Genomic DNA, 19935 nt, shown 5'->3' on the forward strand with positions numbered 1-19935 from the left:
CTAATAAATGTAAGTATGGAATTTTTGGAGGTAGTTGTCTAAGAATAATGCGAAATAAACTGAGTTGAGTGCTTTTTCGCTGTTCAAAACCAAGCGCGCATTCGATGTGATTGGGTGGTGGGGGGGCATGACGATCTCGACGAAGTCAGAAGCGGGCCGGCCATCGCGCCTGACCCCGACAAGAAGGAGTGTTCTCATCGGCGGCGGGACATTCGTCGCCGCTCAAGCCGTTGCCAGAGCGCAGAACCCTCCAACCGAGCACTATGTGCTTCGCTTTGTCGACGACGCGCTGCGCGACACGGTCGAACTCGTGGAAGTCGCGAGATGCCCGGAGCCGCCGCGGGAAGGCAAAGCCGAGCCGTCGAGCGCAAACTGCACACCCAGTCCTGTTCGGCTGCGTTGGCGCCGTCGAGACTTTGGTCCCCGCGCCTCGTTCCTGATCGACCACCAGCATTTTCAGCACCAAAGCCAGGGGGCGTCGCCGGACGCGCAAAGCTCGGAGCGCCTGCCACTGCGATGGGGATTGACGATCGACAGCGCGTCCTTCCCCGGCAAGGAGAACCGCCTCTTTCAGATCGTCGTGACCTTCAAGCGACCTGACGTGACCGCGCCTTGGACGGTTGCCGTCACGATCGGGCCGTGGTGGGCCCGGGCGAGTCAGTTGAGCTCGGCGGCGGTCAAGCTCAACGATTTCATTCAATCTGCGGACGGCTCAGGCAAGGGCGAGGCTCTTATCGTGCCGGTGCCGGCTGCGCAGACGGAAGGGCTCCTGAAGAGCCTGTTCGGGCTGCGCATCCAGGCAGACACAGCGGTCAACCTGTCGATCGACCGGGATTTCGGCTGGAGCATCCTGTCAGCCTATAAGGCCAGCTCGCCGAATGATATCGCGCGTAAGCTATACATCCTTGATATTCCTCTGGAGTTCGGCGAGCTCAAACTGCGCCGACTCCGCTCCGATCAAGGTTGGCGCGATGACGCGCGTTTCGCGGCTTCCGGCGCCGCCAAGGCGGGGCAGCCTGGCGCCGGCGAGACCGGCGCGGCCGTACAGATCAGGCCCCTTCCGCTTCATTTCGACGCGGAGCTGCCTGCCATGGACGCCGGCGGCAAAGAAGGCGTGACCGATGGCCTGCATGGGGAAGTGCGCGGTATCGTCGGCTTCACCGGCGAGAACAAGGCCGGCCGGCGAGTGGTATTGAGCTCTTTCGACCTCGCCACCCGCACCGACAAGGGGTGGTCCCTCGTTGCCGCGCTCGATCTTGATTTGGCCAACGGATCAATGCCGCGGCTGGTGGCAGCCCTACAGCATCAAGGTGACCCGAGCCGGGCCATTGCCGGCTGCGAGTTGTCAATCGAACAGAGCCGGCCGATGGGCCGACTCTGGCTGCGCGATGGCCTCGCAGGCAAGAGTGAAGGGCCATTTGATGTCTCTGTGCTGCGATTTACGCGGCAGTTGGTGCAGAAGCGCGTACTGAGCCGCTTTTCCCTTGAGCCGGCAAGTAAGGAACATGCGTTTCGGAGCAGTCTCGGCAGCCTGATCGTCTCGGCACTGCCTGCTTCCGCTGGCAAGCCCGGCCAGGCCTTGCGCAAACCGGGCATCGAGATCGAGGCATTCGACGAGAGTGACAAGCAGCGTCGGGTGCTCAGCGATTTCCGGGCGAGGCTTGCCTTGCACAGCGCGGCGATCGACGTGCCCGAGCGTCTCGAGCCGGCGCCGGCGGCCGGCATGTCCGGCGCACCGCACGGGCCGAAGCTCACTTCGGCCGCCGTCCCCGGCACGCTGCAGACCCCTGAACCCAATTTCGTCGCCGTCCCCGGCACGCATGTATCTCGGCTCGAGTTCAACGAGGCCGAGGTCCTCATGCTGGTGCCTGCCTTGTCGGACAAGCTTCCCGCCCTAGCTGCGCTCGGAGCCGCCGATGTCGTCATGCCGCTTGGGCCTGCTCCGTCACCGCCGCTCGCGAGGCGGGCGCGTGATATCTACGCCGGTGTTGCTGCGGCTGAATTTCATTTGGACCGGGCCCGCCTGACCTTGCTGAGGCCCAGCGATCTGCTGTCGCTGAAATTCCGCTTCGCTGACTTAGTTCTGACGGTTCCTTGGCCGCCCCAAAAGGGCCGCGCCGCTTTCCTGGCGCCCGCGGGAGAGCGGCGTGCCTGCCGCGCGCCCGCCGCTGGAAGCGCGCCTGGGTCCGTGCCGGCGCGCGACGAGCGGCCGATGCTCGTTGTGGAGTTCCCGCCGCAGCATGTCGCCGAGCGCGCCTATTTCAGGCAGCTGAGGCTGCCGCCGGATCTGCCGCGGCTCACCGCCGAGCCGACCAAGAAGGACGCGTTCGACGAGGCGCTGCAGATATTGAGGCGCCCGAAGCAATGGCGTCAGCGCGACGGCTCTGGCGCATCGGCGCGGCGGTTGCTCGGCTTGGCGGCGCGGTCGGCCGGCGTTCCTCAGGCATCGACGAGCGCCGCAGACCGGTTGAAGGCGCGCTTGGCTATGCGCCAAGCCGCGATCGGTTGGCCGGATGCGTCGGTTGCCGAGCGTCCCGCAGCTTCGCCCAACGACGATTGGAATACGGGCTTCGACAACCGCTTCTTCACCACTACCAAGAATGCGCGCCTGCCGAAGGAACAGAGGATCTTTGTCGGTGCTGAATTCCTCGACCCCGATGCGCGTCGGATCGCGATCGACATCCTTCGGGCGATGGAGGAGGCCAAGGCGCGGAACGAAAGGGCCGGCGCTTCCGAACCCGACGTGCCGGATGTCGAGATCGACCCGCAGGTGCGTAATGCCATCCTGGCACGGTACCAGAAGAAGACCGATCCGCTCCCCCCGCTCGACGTGGTTTGGCCGGACAAGCCGGAACACTATACCCAATCCGCTGAGGCGATCGCCGAGATCGAGCGAGCCAAGGATCGGCGCGATGCGGATTATGCCTATTTCCGGTTGAGCTTCGCCGCCAAGGCCAAGCTGAATCCGCCGGGAGCCGGACAACAGGAGGCGGGCGAATATCGCGGTAAGAACTGGTTCGGAGGCGTAAAGAGCAAGCTCAATCCCGAGCTGGTAAAATTCGTCGACGAGTGGCGCAAGCTGCAGGACGACGGCGAGGAAAAGTTCGAGGAGGTCACGGAAGCGCGCTTGTCCGGCCCGAGCCGCATCGCCTTCCGGATCAACTGCGACGATTTCGAGCCGGAGCGTGCTGGTGGCCGGATTCCGTTCTCGGTCGAAGGGCTGACCAACTGGGGCGGCATGGACATGGCCGTGGTCCGCCGGGCCGAGCGCCTGATGCAGGCGCCATCCTGGCAGGGCACTCCGTCGCAGGGAGGGAGGCTGCCGGCGCGCTGGCAACGTCGTGCCTCGCTCGACGATGCCGAGATTCTGCGTTTCCAGGGCCTGTCCTCCAGCGACCACAGCACCCGCGCGGCCGACCGGGAGCAGAAGGGCTGGATCAAGGACCCGCAGCCAAAGGCGCCACGCACGAGCCGCCTCTCGGCAGCCCAGCGCCTGGCGGAGGTGCATGCATCGGCAAATCGAGCCCCGGATCCGTTCGAGACCGCTCTGGAGTTGCCCTTCCGCCTGTTTCTCTCGCCGGCCCAGGACGCGACCTGGAAGACGCCGTCGGCCGGTATCTGGCGCGATCTCGTCCAGCTTGGCGGCGTATGCCAGGGAGAGGGCTCCGGCCAGGCCATGCGCGAACTCTGGACCGCGCGGTTGCTCGGCGATGGCGAAGCCGGCGGCGTCAGGGCCGTGTGGTCACCGGATTTCAGGCCGGAGGCGCTGCTCTCGACGGATGAGCCGGCCGCGCCGCCCCGTGGCCCCTTCGCGCCCTGGGCGATTCCGCGTTCTGCGGGCATCCGCAGCGGCTCGGGCGACATCCTCGGCATTCCGCGTTTCCGTACGGGGCTGGACGCCTATGATCGCCACGAACTCGTGGCGCTGAGCTCGGTTCATGGCTTGCCCGTTCTCGGCCGCCGCCAGGCGAGCGGGGCGATCGACCCGCAGGGCAGCCAGCTCGACCCGCCGCCCGGATTCTGGCTGAGCGATATCGAACCCGACAACGTAGGCGGCAAAAACGTCGATCTCAGCGCGATCTATCGCCCGAAGCCCCTGACGGTCAGCGAGCTGTCGCTCAGCGCGCTGGGTGGCAACCTCGATGTCGACACCGCGTTCGTCCCGCCGGCCTCGGCCCGGCGCAAGCGCGGATCGACGGTGGAGAATTTGTTCGACGCGCTGTCGATCGAGCGCTGGCGCCAACGGACGGTGCTCGGCCGCGATGTCGTCGTCGAGGTCGTCTACAAGGGCTTCCTGTTTCCGATCGGCCACCGCGCCAGCCTGGTCAAGCTGACCGAGCGGCGCTTCGAGGCGGTGACCCCCAATGGCCCGCCTGTCGCGGTCCTGACCCAGCGCATGTTCCTGCGGATTGGCGAGCCGGAGAAGACGTTCCCCGCCCATGGCCAGCCCAATCGCGGCCGTCGCTTCCCGAGCGACAAGGTGACGATCCTGACGCGGAGGACGCCGGATTTGGTCGATCCGACGGATACAAAGCAGGAGCAGGTTTTTGGCAATGCAAGCGCCCACACCGAGCCGAATGGCCGCATCTGGCTCAGCAACCTCCCGCAGGACAAGGGCGACCCCCGCAATGGCACGGGGCTTTGCTTCTGGCCGCGCACTGCAAAGCGGAGGGGGGCCGAGGTCTGGTTCGAGATGCGGATGGGAACGGAGGCGGTTGCGGTCAAGTTGCCGCTGATCTTCGTTGACAACACTGCCGCCAATGATCCGGCGACCATGGCGGGGCTGGCGGAGTACTACAATGATCTGGTCCCCAATTCAGCCGGTGTTTCGCCGACGAGAAGGCTCGGCCGCCTCGGCCAGCCGGTGGTAATGGCGCCCGAGCGCAAGCCCGGCGACACCAGCTATGAAACCGATTGGTGGATCATCAAGGCAGAAGGGCGTGAGGCACGATCGTTCACTGTCGCGGACAACGGAGCGCGCACTCTCGACAACAGGCTCTTCACCCGCGACAGCTTCATGGAGGGGCTCGACCAGCCTCCCTTCTATCCGTTTGTCGAGCGAGCCAATTGCCGGCTGGTGCAGGTCGAACGCTTCACGGGCCAGCAGGGGCCGCTCTGGGGCGAGGTCTTCTTTGATGGCGACTATGTCGCCCATGGTTTCGGCGACGAGCCCGACCTCGTGGCTGGTGGAGGAGGCCAGAAGTCGAAGGACAATCCCTCTGACATCTATCTCGGTGTCCACAGCAAGTCGCTCGGGCTGACATTCGGCGCCAAGGGCGACCAGGCTGGCGCCATGGTACGGCCGGAGATGAACATCATCGGCATTTCCGGCACGTTGGGACCGCTCAGCACCAAGGCCGAGCAGGCGGCAGGAACGCCGTTGCAGACGGTGCCGCCACTTGAAGACAACAGCAGAGCAGAGCTGCCAAACCAGGCAAAGGATCAATCGAAAGAAGCAATACCTAAGCCGAAAGAAGAAAAGGCCGAAGACTATGCCAGGGCCGTGCCGGCCAAGCAGCCGAGCGGCGACCCGAAGGAAGTCTTTCCGGCCTCGGCGAAGCTGCTCGGCATCGTGGAGCTTAAGCAGGTGGTCAAGATCGCCACCGAGGCGGCTGGACTCTTCAGCAACTACCCCGTGCTGAAGGAAGCGGTCGACTACGGCTCGGCGACGCTGAAGGAGGCTGGGGGGGAAGTCCGGACGGTGCTGGTCGACACCGTCATCACGCCGGCCATGGCGGCGGCGGATCGGCTCGATGCAGCCTGGCGCGAGATCGCGCGGCGCGAGGTGAATCTGAATGGGCAGGACTTGTCCCTGGGCAAGGCCTACCCGCAACTTGGAGTCGATCTCGCGAGCCTGCGCAAGGCGCTCGATGAAGCTGCCGACCCCATCAAGGCCGACGCGGTGTTCTTCGCATCGCTTTCATTGATTCACGAGGCAGGGCGCCGCCTGGTGCGGACGATCGAGCGCATCGGCCGCGATCCTCTCGCCGCCATGTCGGGCGCCCAGCTCACCGCTTTGCGGGACCTGCGCAACAAGGCTGAAGATATTCGCGATGCCGTCAAGACCATCGCCAATCTCGACAACCTGCCCAGATTGATCCTTGACGAGATCAAGGAGGCCGCGGCCGCGAGCGTGAGGGAGAGGCTGGTGGCGGCCGTCGTCGCGCTGGCGTCCGAGAAAGAGCGGGCAGCTGTCGAGGCGGTCGCGCGCCAAGCGGCTAAGGAGGTCGTCGACGCTGCGATCATGGATGACCCCCATGTCGGAGCGCGGCTCAAGGAACTTCCGACCAGGTTCGCCGCGAAGCTGAAGGAGTTGACCGAGAAGAAGGATGCGGACGGCAAGGAGTTCGAGTTCGAGATCGAGGGGGGCAAGAAGCACTCCCTGACAGCCGCCGAAAAGAAACGTGTCGCGCAGATCGCCGCTCTGCTGGAGAGTATTGTCGGCGACACCGGGGCGGCGCTGCGGCTGCTGCTGTCCGATGAGCTGGAGCCGGTGCTCTCGGCCTATGCCGATGGTAGGAAACTGATCCGGGAACTGGAGGGGGCGTCCAAGGATCACGCTGCGAACTTCGCGCGGATCCTGAAAATGAGCGCGCCGGCCCTGCGGCTGCTAGGCCGTGTCGGCGCCGGCGAAGCTGCCAAGGCTGCCTTCGCCAGGGCCGCCGGCGTCTGCGACGCGCTGATGGCCGGCCTGCGTGATGCCATCCGGCTGTTGCTGCCAGTTGCGGCTGTGGTGGACCAGGCACGCAAAGATTTCGCGAAGCTCGCCGGAGAAATCAGGGGGAGTCAGGGTCTCGCGAACGAGCACAAGACGCGGCTCGAGGGACCACTCGCCGCAACCGAGAAGGCGCTCCTCAATCTCCACGAGGTTCTGGTCTCGCTGGAACTCCTGACGGCGACGCCACCCGGTGCGTGCGAACTTCCGAAGAAGGAGGTTGCTTTCCTGCTGCGTGCTGCCGTGCAGTTCCACAAGGCGGTGCTCGTGGACTTCGCGAGGATCGGCACGGAGGTCGAGGCCGTTCTGCCGGAGCTGCTGGACGAACTGGGCAACACGGTAAAACGCGAGGCGGCACAGAAGCTTCTCTCCCTCGTAGCGGACGCGACGGGGCGGGTCGTTCCGCTGACGCTCCTCTCTCGCACCAGCGCCCAGATCGGAGCCGGATGCGGCACGCTCGCCTCCGGACTGAAGGCTGTCGCTGCAGAGATAGAGAATCCGCTTGGGGGGACGGCCGCCGCGCTGAGGGACATCGCCGGGCAAGTCGAGAAACTGCCAAAGGCGCTCGAAGGCCAGCCACAGGCAATCGGGGGGGCGGTCAAGACGCTGACAGATCGTGCTCAGAATCTGCCGACGACAGCCCAGGCCGAGCTGAAGGATGCCGTCAGGAAGGAGTTGGTGCAGGCGCGGCAGCTCATTGACGAGATCGGCAACAAGGTTCTCGCCGAGATCGAGGGGCGCCTCGCACGAGCGGGGCTGGAATTGCTCGACCTCGCCCGGGCTACCTTCACGTCAATCTTCGGCAAGCTGATCTCGCTGATCGGCGCTGGGGCGCAGTCTCCGTTCAAGCTGCTTGCGGGCCTGTATGCCGACCTGCAGAAGCTCCGCGATACGATCAATGCGAGCGTCAAGGCCGCTGGCGAGAGCAATCTGCTGATCCGGCGCTTGCTCGCCGTCATACGCACGCAGTTCGGGTTGTCCGAGCAATACGGCCTGCTCGATGTGCCCTGGCCCGGGCCGCAGGGACCGAATGAACTGCTCAGGCGAGAAAGGGAGCTCGTCGATGCCGTCGTGGGCAGCCTGGCCGGCGACCCGACCAAGGCCGTCCCGCATCTCGATGAACTCGTCAGGATCTGGGACGGCAAGCCCGCTCTGGCTCGGCTCTTCGAGCGCTTCGGCGCCGTCGATGCCACCTTCCTCAAGGTGGTCGTGGTCGAGGCGCTCGATCTGCGCGGTTTCCGCCGAGAGATCGAGACCCTGATCAGGGAGCTCGTTCCGAGCAAGCAGACGCTGTCCTATGACCTGTCCACCCAGATGAACGCCGTTGGCGGCATCTTCATTCCCGAACGCGAGACACGCCTCGAGATCGCGACACGCACCGTCGTCGACCTGCTCCGGCCGCTCCGGACGCCCGAGATCAAGGTCGCCGCCCATATGGGGCCGTTCGGCATCCAGCTCTTCGGCAGCTTCCACGTCGTCACGATCAACTTCAGCGGGCTCGACTTCACCTCTGGCACCGGCCAGCCGACCAAGTTCGACGTCAGGTTCACCAATGTCGTGATCGGGCCGCAGGCGGAGTATCTGAAACAGCTGCAGTCCTTCCTGTCTCCGTCAGGCGATGGGCCCTATGTCAAGCTGCTGTCTGACAAGCCCGGGCTCGAGGCCGGCTACGGGGTCAATCTCGGCTGCTTCGGCGTCGGCGCGCTCAGCTTCTCGAACGTCACGCTGAATGCCGCCGCCCGCCTCCCGTTCAGCGACAGCGAGGCCGAGTTCGTAGTCTCGATCGGGCGGTCGGACGCGCCTTTCCTGATCTCCTCGACCATCTTCGGCGGAGGCGGCTATCTGGCGCTGATCGCCAATGCGAAGGGCTTCATCGGGCTCGAATGCAGCTTCGACTATGGCGGTGTCGCCACGCTCGGCTTCGGCCCGCTGTCCGGCACGTTGCAGATCACGTTCGGCGTCTATTTGCGGGCCCAGCGTGGCAGCCAGCCCGAGGTCGGCGTCAACTTCATGGCTCGCGGCGCCGTCCATATCGCCTGCTTCGGCTTCTCAACCTCGCTGATGGTGAGATTGACCTATCGCGGCGGCCAGATGCAGGGCGTCGCGACCTACACGTTTTCGTTCTCGCTCGGCTTCGACGACATCGAGTTCCGGGTCGACGTTTACTGCAATCAGGGTGCTCGGATGGGCACCAAGGATGCCTCCGGAGCGGATCAGCAGGCGCCCGCGCCAGCCGGACAACGAGCGCTGCTCGGCGATGGGGCGACGGGTTTTGCGGGAATCCTGCCTGCGGCCGAATACGCTGCCTTGGGTCCGGCAACGCTTTCGGCGCCCCTGTGCCAGTGCAAAAACGGGGGCCCAGCAATCTGCGTCGACGGGCCCAGGCAAACACAGGATTGGCTCGGCTATGCCGGCTACTTCGATCCGAAACTGACGAATGAGAGCTTCTGCTGAACGGAGTGCCGGTCATGTTCGACGCACCAGGGCCCGCCGGGCAATCGCACTACCGACCAATATTGCCTCATGAAGCAAACCCGATCCCGGTCGGGGTGGCCATCCGGATCGTTCCTGCTGGAGTCGTCACGGTCAAGGATGGGCAGGGAAAATCCTGGCGCGCCATGCGTGCTGCCCTGCAGTTGTCGCCGGTGGCGGGAAAAAGAGCCGCTAGCTGCGGCTTGACTGTCGATCTGGCGAACTGGCCGGCGGATATCGAGAATTTGTTGCGCGCCAGTGACACACCGGCTCCGGGTTCAAGTACAAAAACGCCCATTCAACTGCTTCTGACGCGAGTCGATGATAATATCGATGCTCCTCGCGCTGCTCCTGAGCCTGCTTCTGCCAAGTCGTTATGGGCTCACCGCGCTCTTTTCTATGATCATCGAACGGTCTCAGCCAAACCGCTGATATTTGCTGAGTGGCAGAAGCAACGGTTGCACGATACCGGTCGTATCGACGGACTATGGCGCGAACTCGTCGCACCGGGTGAAAGGTCGGACTGGGAGCGTCTTGTCGAGCTCTTGGCGCAGCGCGGCGATGATGCGGTCCAGCAGCGCTATCAGCTGGGCGATGACAAGAACGCACTCGACATTGCCGGGGTCGGCCGCGGCGAAGCGGCGATGCTGCTGTCTCTCGAACGTGGGCTCGGGCTGGTCAAGCGTGTCAGCGCCCTCGCCAGAGGCGGCTGTGGCCATCGCAGTGACGAGTGCAATCTGGTGGCGCGGGAGAAAAACGTGCCGCTGCCGGACTACAGCAAGTCCGCGGACGAGCAGGCGGCCGCCGATATCGAGAAGCAGCAAAAACAGCAGCAGGAGACGCGCGAGGCGCAGCGCAAGGTCGCCCAGGGTATCGCGGAGCGCGAAGGGAAACGTAACACGACCACCAGCAGGTCCGAGCTTGCGAAAGCCTATCGCGACATGCTGGAGTGCCTGACACCGCTTCAGAGTGCGAATAGCTGTCTCAAAAAGGTCGCCGACGCCAAAGAAGCTGCAGCTAAAGAAGCGGAGATTGCCCGCGATATCGAGCAGGCTAAGAACCGCCACGCTCTGGCTTCGTCGGATCCCAATCGCCTAACCAACGCCGATCTCGACCCAACCGACAAATCGAAGGAAGTTGCCAAGAATGCTGCCTTCGAAAGGGAGCGCGCGAAACTCAACGATGTCGACAAGGCGCTCCTCGACCGGCTGCAGGCTATTCAAAGTCAGCCGAGCCTCGCGCGGTTGTTCAACCTGACCGTCGATATCCTCGTTCCCTTAGAACAGTTTCTCATCCCCGGCGAGCAATGGCACGCCTTTCCAGAGCGCCTTGGTGTCACCGGCTATTCGCACTTCGGCTTCCTAGCGGCGGCACTTCCGAAACTGCAGGCGCAGCGGCGGGTCTGGACCGCCACGAAGTTCCGGCTAGATGTGTCCGCCGAAGATATCTGGGCTTGTTCTCGCGCCGAGATCGATCTCTTCACGGCCCTGTCAGACAACATCAGCGAGCGAAACGAGCTCATCGCTCAGGGGGCGTTGCCGCAAGTCGACGGTGTTGTCGATCTCGGCGTTGGATCCGCTGCGACCGGCGGCGTGAACCCGCGTTTTGATCTGATCACGTTAGATGTGGTTGCGGCGACCGAGAACCGCAGCACGGCAGCCGATGGGCGCGATCTGCTCACGCTGAGGACGGCGGGGTTGGCATTGATCGACCGCTGGCGCCAAGGCGCTGCCATAGGCCAAGCGGTCCGCAGCCGTATCCGCGAGGGTGCCGTATTGGAAGCGATCGTAATCGATGCGGAGGATTTGACGGTCGGCTATCGCCTCGATGTCGCCGTGCGGCCTGGTGGCCAGGGCAATTTCATCTGGCGTTCGCTGTGCAATCGCTCGATCCGCTTCGGTGATGAGGCGGGTTGCGTCGATGGCGTCGTCGGTTGGCGCGAACTCGAAGCCCTGCTCAGCCGGCTGATCCCCTCCCGTGACGATCGCGCCGCCTATGACGGGGCACTCCTTCTGATGCCGACACGCGTGTCTGACCGCCTCGGTGCGAATGGAAAGCCGGAAGAAGGTAAGACTGCGGATGTCGAGGACATCGTCGGCCAATGGCAGGGCCCGCCGATCGGAGTCGATCCGGAGAGTGGTGCGATCGCCTTGTCGGCCCCCTCGGCTCTACGCTTGAGCCAGCTCTACAGTCTGAGCCAGGAAGCCGGAAAAACGATGCAGGATGCATGGCGGATTCCGCAGCTCTGCTTTTCGCATGGCTATAGCGTTGGCTTGGCGCCGAGCCTCGCAGGAGGGATCGTCCGCCGTCTAGATCCAGCGGGCACATGCTATATTAAAGCCAATGAGGAGCGCGTCGTGCTCCCGCCGAAGAGCGCGGGACCCCGACGCTTCTTGCGCCACGAGTCGATCGCGGCGCCGCTGTTGACGACGCCACTCGCGATCCTCAAGCGAAACTTCGATGGTCTTTCGGATGGCTTGCGAGAATCGTCGCGGCTGGCGGTCTTCCGCTCGGAGCCCGGGGCGAAGCCCGAAGTGTTCAAGCCTAAGGATGCGTTCAAGAAGGAGGCCGCCAAGTCTCCGGACACGCCTGATCAAGTTCGCTATTCGCCTCGGAGCAGGACACATCGCGTTGTCGTTCCCCCCGCGGTTTCGGCCCAGTTCGCCGATCGGCACCGATGCTTCGCTGGTGTGACAAAACTGGAAAGCTATGCCGGGACGAACAAGGGGCCCCGTTGGAGCGGCCCTCCCGGCGGTCTCCGGGACGTCGATTATGATCGTCCCGCAGCCGGGGGATTTCCGGTCTGGGGTCGGACGATGAGCAGCAACGGCGCCTTCGCCGATGGGGTTTCGTCGGAAAGTGGTGACGCCGTCTTTCAGCCCAAGGCAGCCTCGAACACCAGCGAGCGGCCGGCTCCCTATTATCCCGATCCCGCCGCGAGCTACGTCGTCATTGCCGCGCGCGATATGGCCGGGCACCTGCTGCCCGGCAAGCCACTGGTCGTTCCCTTGCGGCCCGGCAAGATCGCCTTTCCGGAGGTCAGGCCGATAGTTCTGGATTTCTGCGCCGCCGATGCGCTCGCCGCTGCCCCACGCCAGAACAATATTCTCGGGCTCGACATGGGCAAAGGCGTTGCCTTGTCTCGGGATGACAATATCTTGTCCAGTGCTGCTCAGCCCGCCACGGTCTGGCTCGATGCCGATGGGATTCACGCCGAGCAGCGGACAGGCCGGATCGCGGCGACCCGCGTCGAAGTGGCGCTCGCACCCGGCGAAGGTTTCGAGATCGACCTCTGGTGCTTGCCCACGCAGGCCGATCTCGTTCGCTGGTTCGATGTGGTTCAATCCGCCACGCTCGTCGTCGCGCTCGACGCCAAAACCGGCCTCGCCTGCACGGAGCACGGCGCGTTCGCCGACCGGCTCAAGTCAATCGACCCCAAGACCCTTGATGTGAAGGCGGGTGACCTGCTCGCAAAACTCCGCGGCGCTTCGAGCACTGCAAAGGGGACGATTTGCTGCGAAGGCCAGCAGCGGCTGACGGTCGACGCTTTGACGCTCATGGGAGAACACATTCACAAGCTTGCTCGCAAGCGTGTTACGCCGGAGATCGCGGGGCGTACCACCATCCAGGCTGTCCACGCCATCTTGAGGCCGGCCAGGGCGCCAGAACTCGTGATGGAGGCCGGAGCACCCACGCCTCGGCCGACGCTGAGACTGGAGCGTCGCGCGCTGACGAGGGGAGAGGCAGCCGCCGCCAAGGCGGTCGAGGCCGTCAAGGCCGGGCCCGCGACGCCCGGAGGGGAGTCGCCTGCTGGACCGACCGCTACCAGCGGCGTGTTTGTCAGCGGGACCGTCGGCGTGGATCGCTGGACGACCGGCTTTTTGGAGGTCGAGGCCAGCGGCATCGGGCTGATGTCGGGAAGCTTCGACGATGAAAGGCGCCGCCGCTCGACAGACGAAGTCGCGCGCGGGCTTTGGCCGCGGAGTCCGATTTCCAACGGGAGAGTCGATGCCAAGGATATTTATGGCTTCAACGTGTGCAGCGACGGGAGAGTGCGCTTCGATGAGGAGCGCGCGATCCTTCTTCGTGTTGACGAAGATGTCCCTTCACCCGATGAAGCGCCGGCGCCGCGCGACCTGTCACGGATTCAGGCCGCATCCGACGAAGCCAAGCCCGACGATGCCAATATCGCGCGCGCCAGCCGTCCCTTTCGCATCGCGGACACGCGGGCGCGCATTGTGACGCTGCAGGTTCGCGCTGGGGGGCGGACGGGATGGTGCTTCCGGAATGCGAAAGGGGACGTCCTCAAGCGAGCGAGCCGGCCGGTCGGCGAGGAGAGCGTGCCCAATGGCGACAATGTGGAAAGCGTCCTGACGACTCAGCCGGTCCGGGTGGCGCTCGAAGCGGCGAAGGAGCCCTCGCGCGTTGAGCCGCTGACGATCCTGCCCGCCTTCGCGCTGACCGAGTCGCCGTCCGAGGAGGCCGGTGTTTTCGTGGTCCAGCGGATCGCCAAGCTGCGGCTTCGCATGCGGCGGCCTTGGTTCAGCTCCGGTGCGGGGGAGCGCCTCGGCATCGTGCTGTGGCCGCCCGACCTTCACGCCTGCAGCGTTGATCCATCGGGCCGAACGGTCTCGCGCGGCTATGACGTCGCGATGTTCGGCGAACAGCCCGACATTGATCTTGGCGGCTGGTCCGATCTCGATCTCGGACCTGGCGGCGCCTATGTCAGCCGCTGGGGCGCCGATCCGACCAAGGGCGGAATCCGGGGGCTGGAATGGATCATGCCGCTATCGGCTTTCGCCGATCTGCAGGGCGCGGCGTTCCATGCCGACGCACCGCCCAGTGGCGCGGAGGCATTCGACGTTCTTGCTGCGGACGCCGATGCGATCGAGCATGTATATGTTCCGCGGGCGAGCATGCCGTTGCCTCTGCCGGTGGACCGGGGCGCGGTCGACGGCGGCGAGCCGGATCGGCTGACGGTCGCATTGCTGACCTATGTTCCACGTTTCGACATCGACAGTGAAACATGGTTTGTCGACGTCGCGATCAAGCCCGGTGCGACGCCGGATCCGTTCGTGCGGCTCGGCTTGGTACGCTACCAGCCCAATGCCCCGGCCGAGCTCAGGGTCTCGCAGCCGGTCGTCGAGTGGGCGCAGATACTAAACGCCCGCACCGTCACCGTGCGGCTCGACAAGAATGCGAAAAAAAGAGTCCAGGTGATCGTGTCCGGCGCGGCAAAGCGGTTCTCGGCGCGCGGTGCGCGGGGCCACGATACGCTGCGGATCGACAGCTGGCTTCATCGGCCGCTTATGAAGATCTCGATTCTGCGCCGGCACGAGAATGGCGTCGAGGAGGTTGCCCGGCTTGGGCAGGGTTGCGACGGAGCCGCGGAGGGGTTCAGCCCATTTGCGGAACGCACCTGGATCCCGCGCGATCAAGCCGAGCTGACCGGCAGACTCGAGCTCAAACGTAAAGAGGCTTGCGCGGACCCCGAGCGCCCCATTCCTCATGCTGCGATTTCACCGACGGCCGCTGCAGACAATGGCGAGTTGACGTGGACGACCGCGTTCGATCTCGACGAGGAGCCCCTCGGGGCTGGAGCTGGTGTCGTCTACTCCGTGCTCGTCGAGGAGGTCGAAGCAACCCAGCCAGCGACGTACCTCTCCGAACCGTTCGTGCCGGAGGATACGCGGTCCCCGGAGAACGAGGCGCTGGTGGTGTCCGGTCCCCGTTTCGCCGCACGTGTCACGCTGTCGCCGCCGGCTCAGGCCGGGTCGCCTAGCGCGAAAACCCGATAATCGCATGAAAGGTCACGATGATGCACACACTGCTCTTGCCAATCCTCGCCATTGCCGTCCTGCTGCTGCCGAGGGGCGCAACTGCCCAGAATGCCTGCACCTGCGGTCCGGACTTCTGCACCAATGACGGCCGTATCCCGGCGCTCCTGCAGCAGAAGAAAGCCCGCTTGGCCGCCGTACCTTATCCGGCGCGGCTTGTAGCCTTGCTGGATCGTGGTCAGCAATGCGTCGCCCGGATTGAACGATCTCCCGATATTTTCTCGCTTGTGTTGGTTGAACCAGACGATTCGAAGCTATCATTGCCTTGGTCAAAAGATGATGAGGACAGAGCCAAGGGGCAGGTCGCATCAGGAAAACTAAAGCGATTCTGGATCATTCACGCACGGCGCGCTTTCGGCTGCTGTGGCCAGCGGCCTTACAACGAGATGCCCGACTACAATGCCGAAGACGATGTGAATACCTCACTGGCGATCAAATGCGAGAAAGGCGCTTCCTGCTGAGCGGTGCTGCGCTTGCTAGCGGCGTGATGGGCTCGTGCTGCGACAAAGGATTGAACTGGCTTATATCTGAATATAATCAATAGCTTAAATAGAATATTGTAACGATGTGGCGACCGAGATTTTGTTCGAGTTCGCGGAAGCAATATCCGCTTTGTTGGGTTCCGCAGGAGCGTGGGCTGTTGATCTTCCTAGGCGGTAAGCGGCTATGCTCTTGCGTGTCGGCCAAGTCGGACCCGAGGTACCAAAATGAAGGAGTGCCGCGACATCGCGCACTCGTCCGCCCTTACCGCTCCCCCGTTGGAGACACTGCGGCCGAGACTTTCCGTTTGAGTTCATCCGGCTTTCGCGCTTCGCATTCCCAAACAATTTCTACGCGCCAGCCGAGTTCGGCGAGTGCTGATTGTGCCAGGCGATCGCGTTCGATGTTTCTAGCAAGTTTTGGAGTCCAATAGTCCTGCCGCGTTTTTTGGCTTCGAAGCGAGCTTGCACCCCTCATGCTGATGCCAGAAGCACCCGTGTACGAAGATCGCGATTTTGTGGCGCGGCAGGACAATGTCAGGGTTTCCAGGAAGATCGCGGCGGTGGAGCCGGAATCGGTAGCCGAGGGCATGCAGCTGCTTCCGAACGGCAATCTCTGGTCGGGTATTTCCCGATCGAATTCGGGACATCAAGGCGCTCCGCTTTGCATCAGTCTCCGTGACCACAGCTAGCCCTCCGGGCTGTTGTATGGAGCCGAAGCAACTCGCGCATTTGTGCATCGCTGCGCGTCCCTTTCGCCATGTTGTACCAGTGGGTCACAAGCTGGAGGTAAAAGCGGCCGTCCCGATTGAGGAGATACTGGACCTTCCCGGCCATGCCTCGCCACCTGATTGTTACGAGTTTTGTAACGTCAGGATGGACGGAAGCCCCGCCGGGTCAAGCTCTTCAACGATTTCAAGGAGAAAGGCTGGTGCTGCGAGAGAGGATTGAACTCTCGACCTCTCCATTACCAATGGAGTGCTCTACCACTGAGCTACCGCAGCAGGACCGGGATATGCTGGCGTTTCAGGTCACTTGAGGACCCGGAAGGCGCCGCGCCGTTCCGAAGCGGCGTCCTGATGCCACAAGCCCCGCCTCGACGCAACCTGTTACGCACATATCCCTGCACATGAAAATGAAGGACGCCTGAGCGCTCCCTTCACACGGGAGGGGTCACAGGTGCGACCCCTGTCTGCTTTCAATCCGGCAGCAGCAGGCGCTGGTCGATGCGGAAGAGCCTGCCGTCGCCAAGAAGCTGGGCTGAGAAGCCCAAGCCGAAAAGGGGTCGGAAGGCGGCGTCGCGGACATTGAGGCCGCCGGCATAGGCGCCCATCGCCGGCATGACGCAGCGGCTCGCCGACAGCGCAAAGCAGCGTCGGCGGAGCGCCCGGCCGCGCATGCGGACCTTGGCGGCAGGATGCAGATGCCCGGCGATCTCGGGCAGCGCACCGGCAGGGCTCGGCTCGTGCCGCAGCCTGACGCCGCGCAGATCGAGTTCGTCGGCTACGGTGCCGCCCATCGCGGCCGAGATCGCAGGATCGTGGTTGCCGCTGACCCAGAGCCAGTCGCGGCCGGCCTGGAAGGCCCGCAGTGTCGCAAGGCAACTCTCGTCGATCCGCGCCTCGGCGCCGCGATCATGGAAGGAATCGCCGAGCGCGATCACGCGTGCCGGCTGGTAGCGCAGGATCGCGGCGCCGAGCAGCCGCAGCGTCGCAGCGGAATCATAGGGCGGCAGCAGCACGCCACGGGCGGCATAGGCCGAGCCTTTCTCCAGATGCAGATCGGCGACGACGAGCGTGCGCTCGTCCGGCAGATAGAGCGCGCCGGAAAGGTCGGGCACGACAGCCAGCCGGCCGAGCATGAACGCCTCGGCAGCTACTTCGTTCGTTTCCTTTGCCGCCAGGTTCACGCCATCGCCTCTTCGAGCATCTGCGCTTCCGCCTCGGCCAGGATCTCGTCGGCCGCTTCGCCATGGACCGCCTCGCGTCCGATCTCCAGCATGACCGAGACCGAGAGCGGCGAGACGTGATCGAGCGGCTGATGCACGATTCGCCCGCTGATCCGTGTCAGCATCTGACCCAGGCGGCCGATATCGAGCAAGCCCGTCGCCGCATCGGCGCGGGCGGCGCGCAGGAGCACATGGTCGGGCTGGTGCCGGCGCAACACGTCGTAGACGAGGTCGGTCGAGATCGTCACCTGCCGCCCGCTCTTCTCCTGGCCGGGGAAGCGGCGCTCGATCAGGCCGCCGATCACGGCGCAGGAGCGGAAGGTGCGCTTCATCAGCGCCGATTCCGCCAGCCATTCCTCGAGATCGTCGCCGAGCATGTCTTGCGCGAAGAGCTCGTCGAGCGAGAGCGCCCCGCGCGCGATTGCCGCTGCCATGTCGCCGAGCGTCCAGACGCCAAGGCCATAATCGTTGCAGACGAAGCCGAGCGGCTTCATTCGTGCCCGCTCCAGCCGGCGCGTCAGCAACATGCCGAGCGTCTGGTGGGCGAGGCGGCCCTCGAATGGATAGGCGACGAGGAAGAAACGTCCGGCGCGCGGAAAGGTCTCGACCAGGAGCTCGCCGGGCTTGGGCAGGCGCGATTTCAGGCGCTGCGCATGCAGCCAGGACGAGACCTCGTCGGGCAGCTTCGCCCATTCCTTCGGCGTCGCCAGGATGGCGCGCACCCGCGCGGCAAGGAAGGTCGAGAGCGGGAACTTGCCGCCGTTATAGGACGGAATTTTCGGGTCGGTGCCGGCAGCGGTACGCGAGCAGACCACCTCGTTCTCGACGATGCCCTCGAAGCGCAGCACCTCGCCGGCGAAAATGAAAGTGTCGCCCGGCGTCATCGTCTCGGCGAAATATTCCTCCAGCTCGCCGAGCATGCGCCCGCCGCGGCTGAGCATCTTCTGGCCGCCGGGGCGGGCCGGTCGCGAGCGGCCAAGCCGGACCTTGAGCATGGTCGACTCGACGATGGTGCCGACATTCATCCGGTATTGCTGGATCACGCGGGCATTGCTGGCGCGATAGATGCCGTCCTTGCTCTGCCGAAGCTTGGCGAAGCGCTCATAGCTTTTCAGCGCATAGCCGCCGGTGGCGACGAAATCGACCACAGCATCGAAATCGGCGCGCGCGAGGCCGGCATAGGGCGAGGCCGTCAGGACCTCCTCATAGAGCGCATCGGGCTCGAAACCGTCCGAGCAGGCGACCCCCAGCACATGCTGGGCGAGCACGTCGAGCGCCCCTAACCGAGGTGGCGGGGTGTCCTGCGCCGCCTCCGCCACCGCATCGAGCGCGGCCCGGCATTCGAGCAATTCGAAGCGGTTCGACGGCACCAGGAGCGCCTGCGAGGGCTCGTCCATGCGGTGGTTGGAGCGGCCAATACGCTGCATCAGGCGGCTCGCGCCCTTGGGCGCGCCGACATTGATGACGAGATCGACATCGCCCCAGTCGATGCCGAGATCGAGCGTCGCGGTGCAGACGACGGCCTTGAGCTTGCCCGCAGCCATCGCCGCCTCGACCTTGCGGCGCTGGCTGACATCGAGCGAGCCGTGATGCAGCGCGATCGGCAGGGTCTCCTCGTTCACGCTCCACAGCGCCTGGAACATGAACTCGGCCTGCATGCGGGTGTTCACGAAAACCAGCGTCAGCTTGTGCGCCCGGATCGCGGCATAGATGTCGTCGACGGCATGGGCTGTGATATGCCCCGCCAGCGGCAGCCGGCGGCTGGTCGCCATGATGCCGATCTCAGCCTTCGCCCCGCCCTTGACGGTCACGAGGCCGGACGGCGTGCCGGCGCCTCCGAGATAGGCCTGCAGATCGGCCGGCTCGCGCACCGTCGCCGAGAGGCCGACCGCGCTCATATCAGGAGCGAGCTCACGCAGGCGCGCGAGGTCAAGCGAGAGCAGGTCGCCGCGCTTGGAGGTGACGAGCGCGTGCAATTCGTCAAGCACGACGCGGCGTAGGTTTGCGAAGAACGGCTTGGCATCGCGATGCGAGACCAGCAGCGCGAGCTGCTCCGGCGTCGTCAAAAGGATGTCCGGCGGGCGCTCGATCTGGCGGGCGCGCTTGGCGGGGGAGGTGTCGCCGGTGCGGGTCTCGACCTTGACGGAGAGCGCCATTTCGCGGATCGGCGTCTCAAGATTGCGGGCGATATCGACGGCGAGCGCCTTCAGCGGCGAGACATAGAGCGTGTGCAGCCCGTCGCGTTCGCCGCCGCGCTGGGTCAGTTCGACCAGCGAGGGCAGGAAGCCAGCGAGCGTCTTGCCGGCGCCGGTCGGCGCGACCAGCAAAGTTGAACGTCCGGCCCGGGCCTCTTCCAGCAGAGCGAGCTGATGCGTCCGCACACTCCAGCCGCGGCTGGCGAACCAGGCGGAGAAGGCGAGGGGAAGAGGCGAGGGCGCATCCATCGACCGACAGAGATAGGCTCTGCCGAACGAAAAGGGAACG

The 19935-nt window shown here is 64.6% G+C and carries 6 protein-coding genes and 1 tRNA gene; 3 read left to right on the plus strand and 4 right to left on the minus strand.

Annotated elements, in window-relative coordinates; translation table 11 throughout:
• The first annotated feature begins 127 nt into the window (after positions 1-127).
• The 3 genes from AC1DS0_RS12970 to AC1DS0_RS12980 are packed head-to-tail and all read left to right on the plus strand — an operon-like array spanning position 128 to position 15485.
• Positions 128-9169 carry a hypothetical protein gene (locus AC1DS0_RS12970; protein WP_476814746.1) on the plus strand — a complete coding sequence of 3014 codons (9042 nt, stop codon included), beginning with the start codon at positions 128-130 and terminating at the stop codon, positions 9167-9169.
• Between the two features lie 14 nt (positions 9170-9183).
• Positions 9184-14985, plus strand: coding sequence for a hypothetical protein (locus tag AC1DS0_RS12975; RefSeq protein WP_476814747.1), 5802 nt, complete (start codon positions 9184-9186; stop codon positions 14983-14985).
• A gap of 17 nt (positions 14986-15002) precedes the next feature.
• On the plus strand, positions 15003-15485 hold the full coding sequence (locus AC1DS0_RS12980) for a hypothetical protein (protein WP_476814748.1): 483 nt from the start codon (positions 15003-15005) through the stop codon (positions 15483-15485).
• A gap of 428 nt (positions 15486-15913) precedes the next feature.
• On the opposite strand, the gene AC1DS0_RS12985 is transcribed toward AC1DS0_RS12980, so the two are convergent.
• The 4 genes from AC1DS0_RS12985 to AC1DS0_RS13000 form a co-directional block, all read right to left on the minus strand.
• Positions 15914-16243 (minus strand): very short patch repair endonuclease, encoded by a 330-nt coding sequence (locus AC1DS0_RS12985; protein ID WP_476814749.1) that lies wholly within the window; start codon positions 16241-16243, stop codon positions 15914-15916.
• 189 nt (positions 16244-16432) lie between these two features.
• Positions 16433-16507 (minus strand) — tRNA-Thr (locus AC1DS0_RS12990).
• A gap of 194 nt (positions 16508-16701) precedes the next feature.
• Entirely contained in the window at positions 16702-17364 is a 663-nt protein-coding gene (gene pdeM, locus AC1DS0_RS12995) for a ligase-associated DNA damage response endonuclease PdeM (protein WP_476814834.1), read from the minus strand.
• A gap of 44 nt (positions 17365-17408) precedes the next feature.
• Positions 17409-19895 (minus strand): ligase-associated DNA damage response DEXH box helicase, encoded by a 2487-nt coding sequence (locus AC1DS0_RS13000; RefSeq protein WP_476814750.1) that lies wholly within the window; start codon positions 19893-19895, stop codon positions 17409-17411.
• Between the last annotated feature and the right edge of the window lie 40 nt (positions 19896-19935).

The sequence above is a fragment of the Allobosea sp. P4_H5 genome (assembly GCF_056400825.1).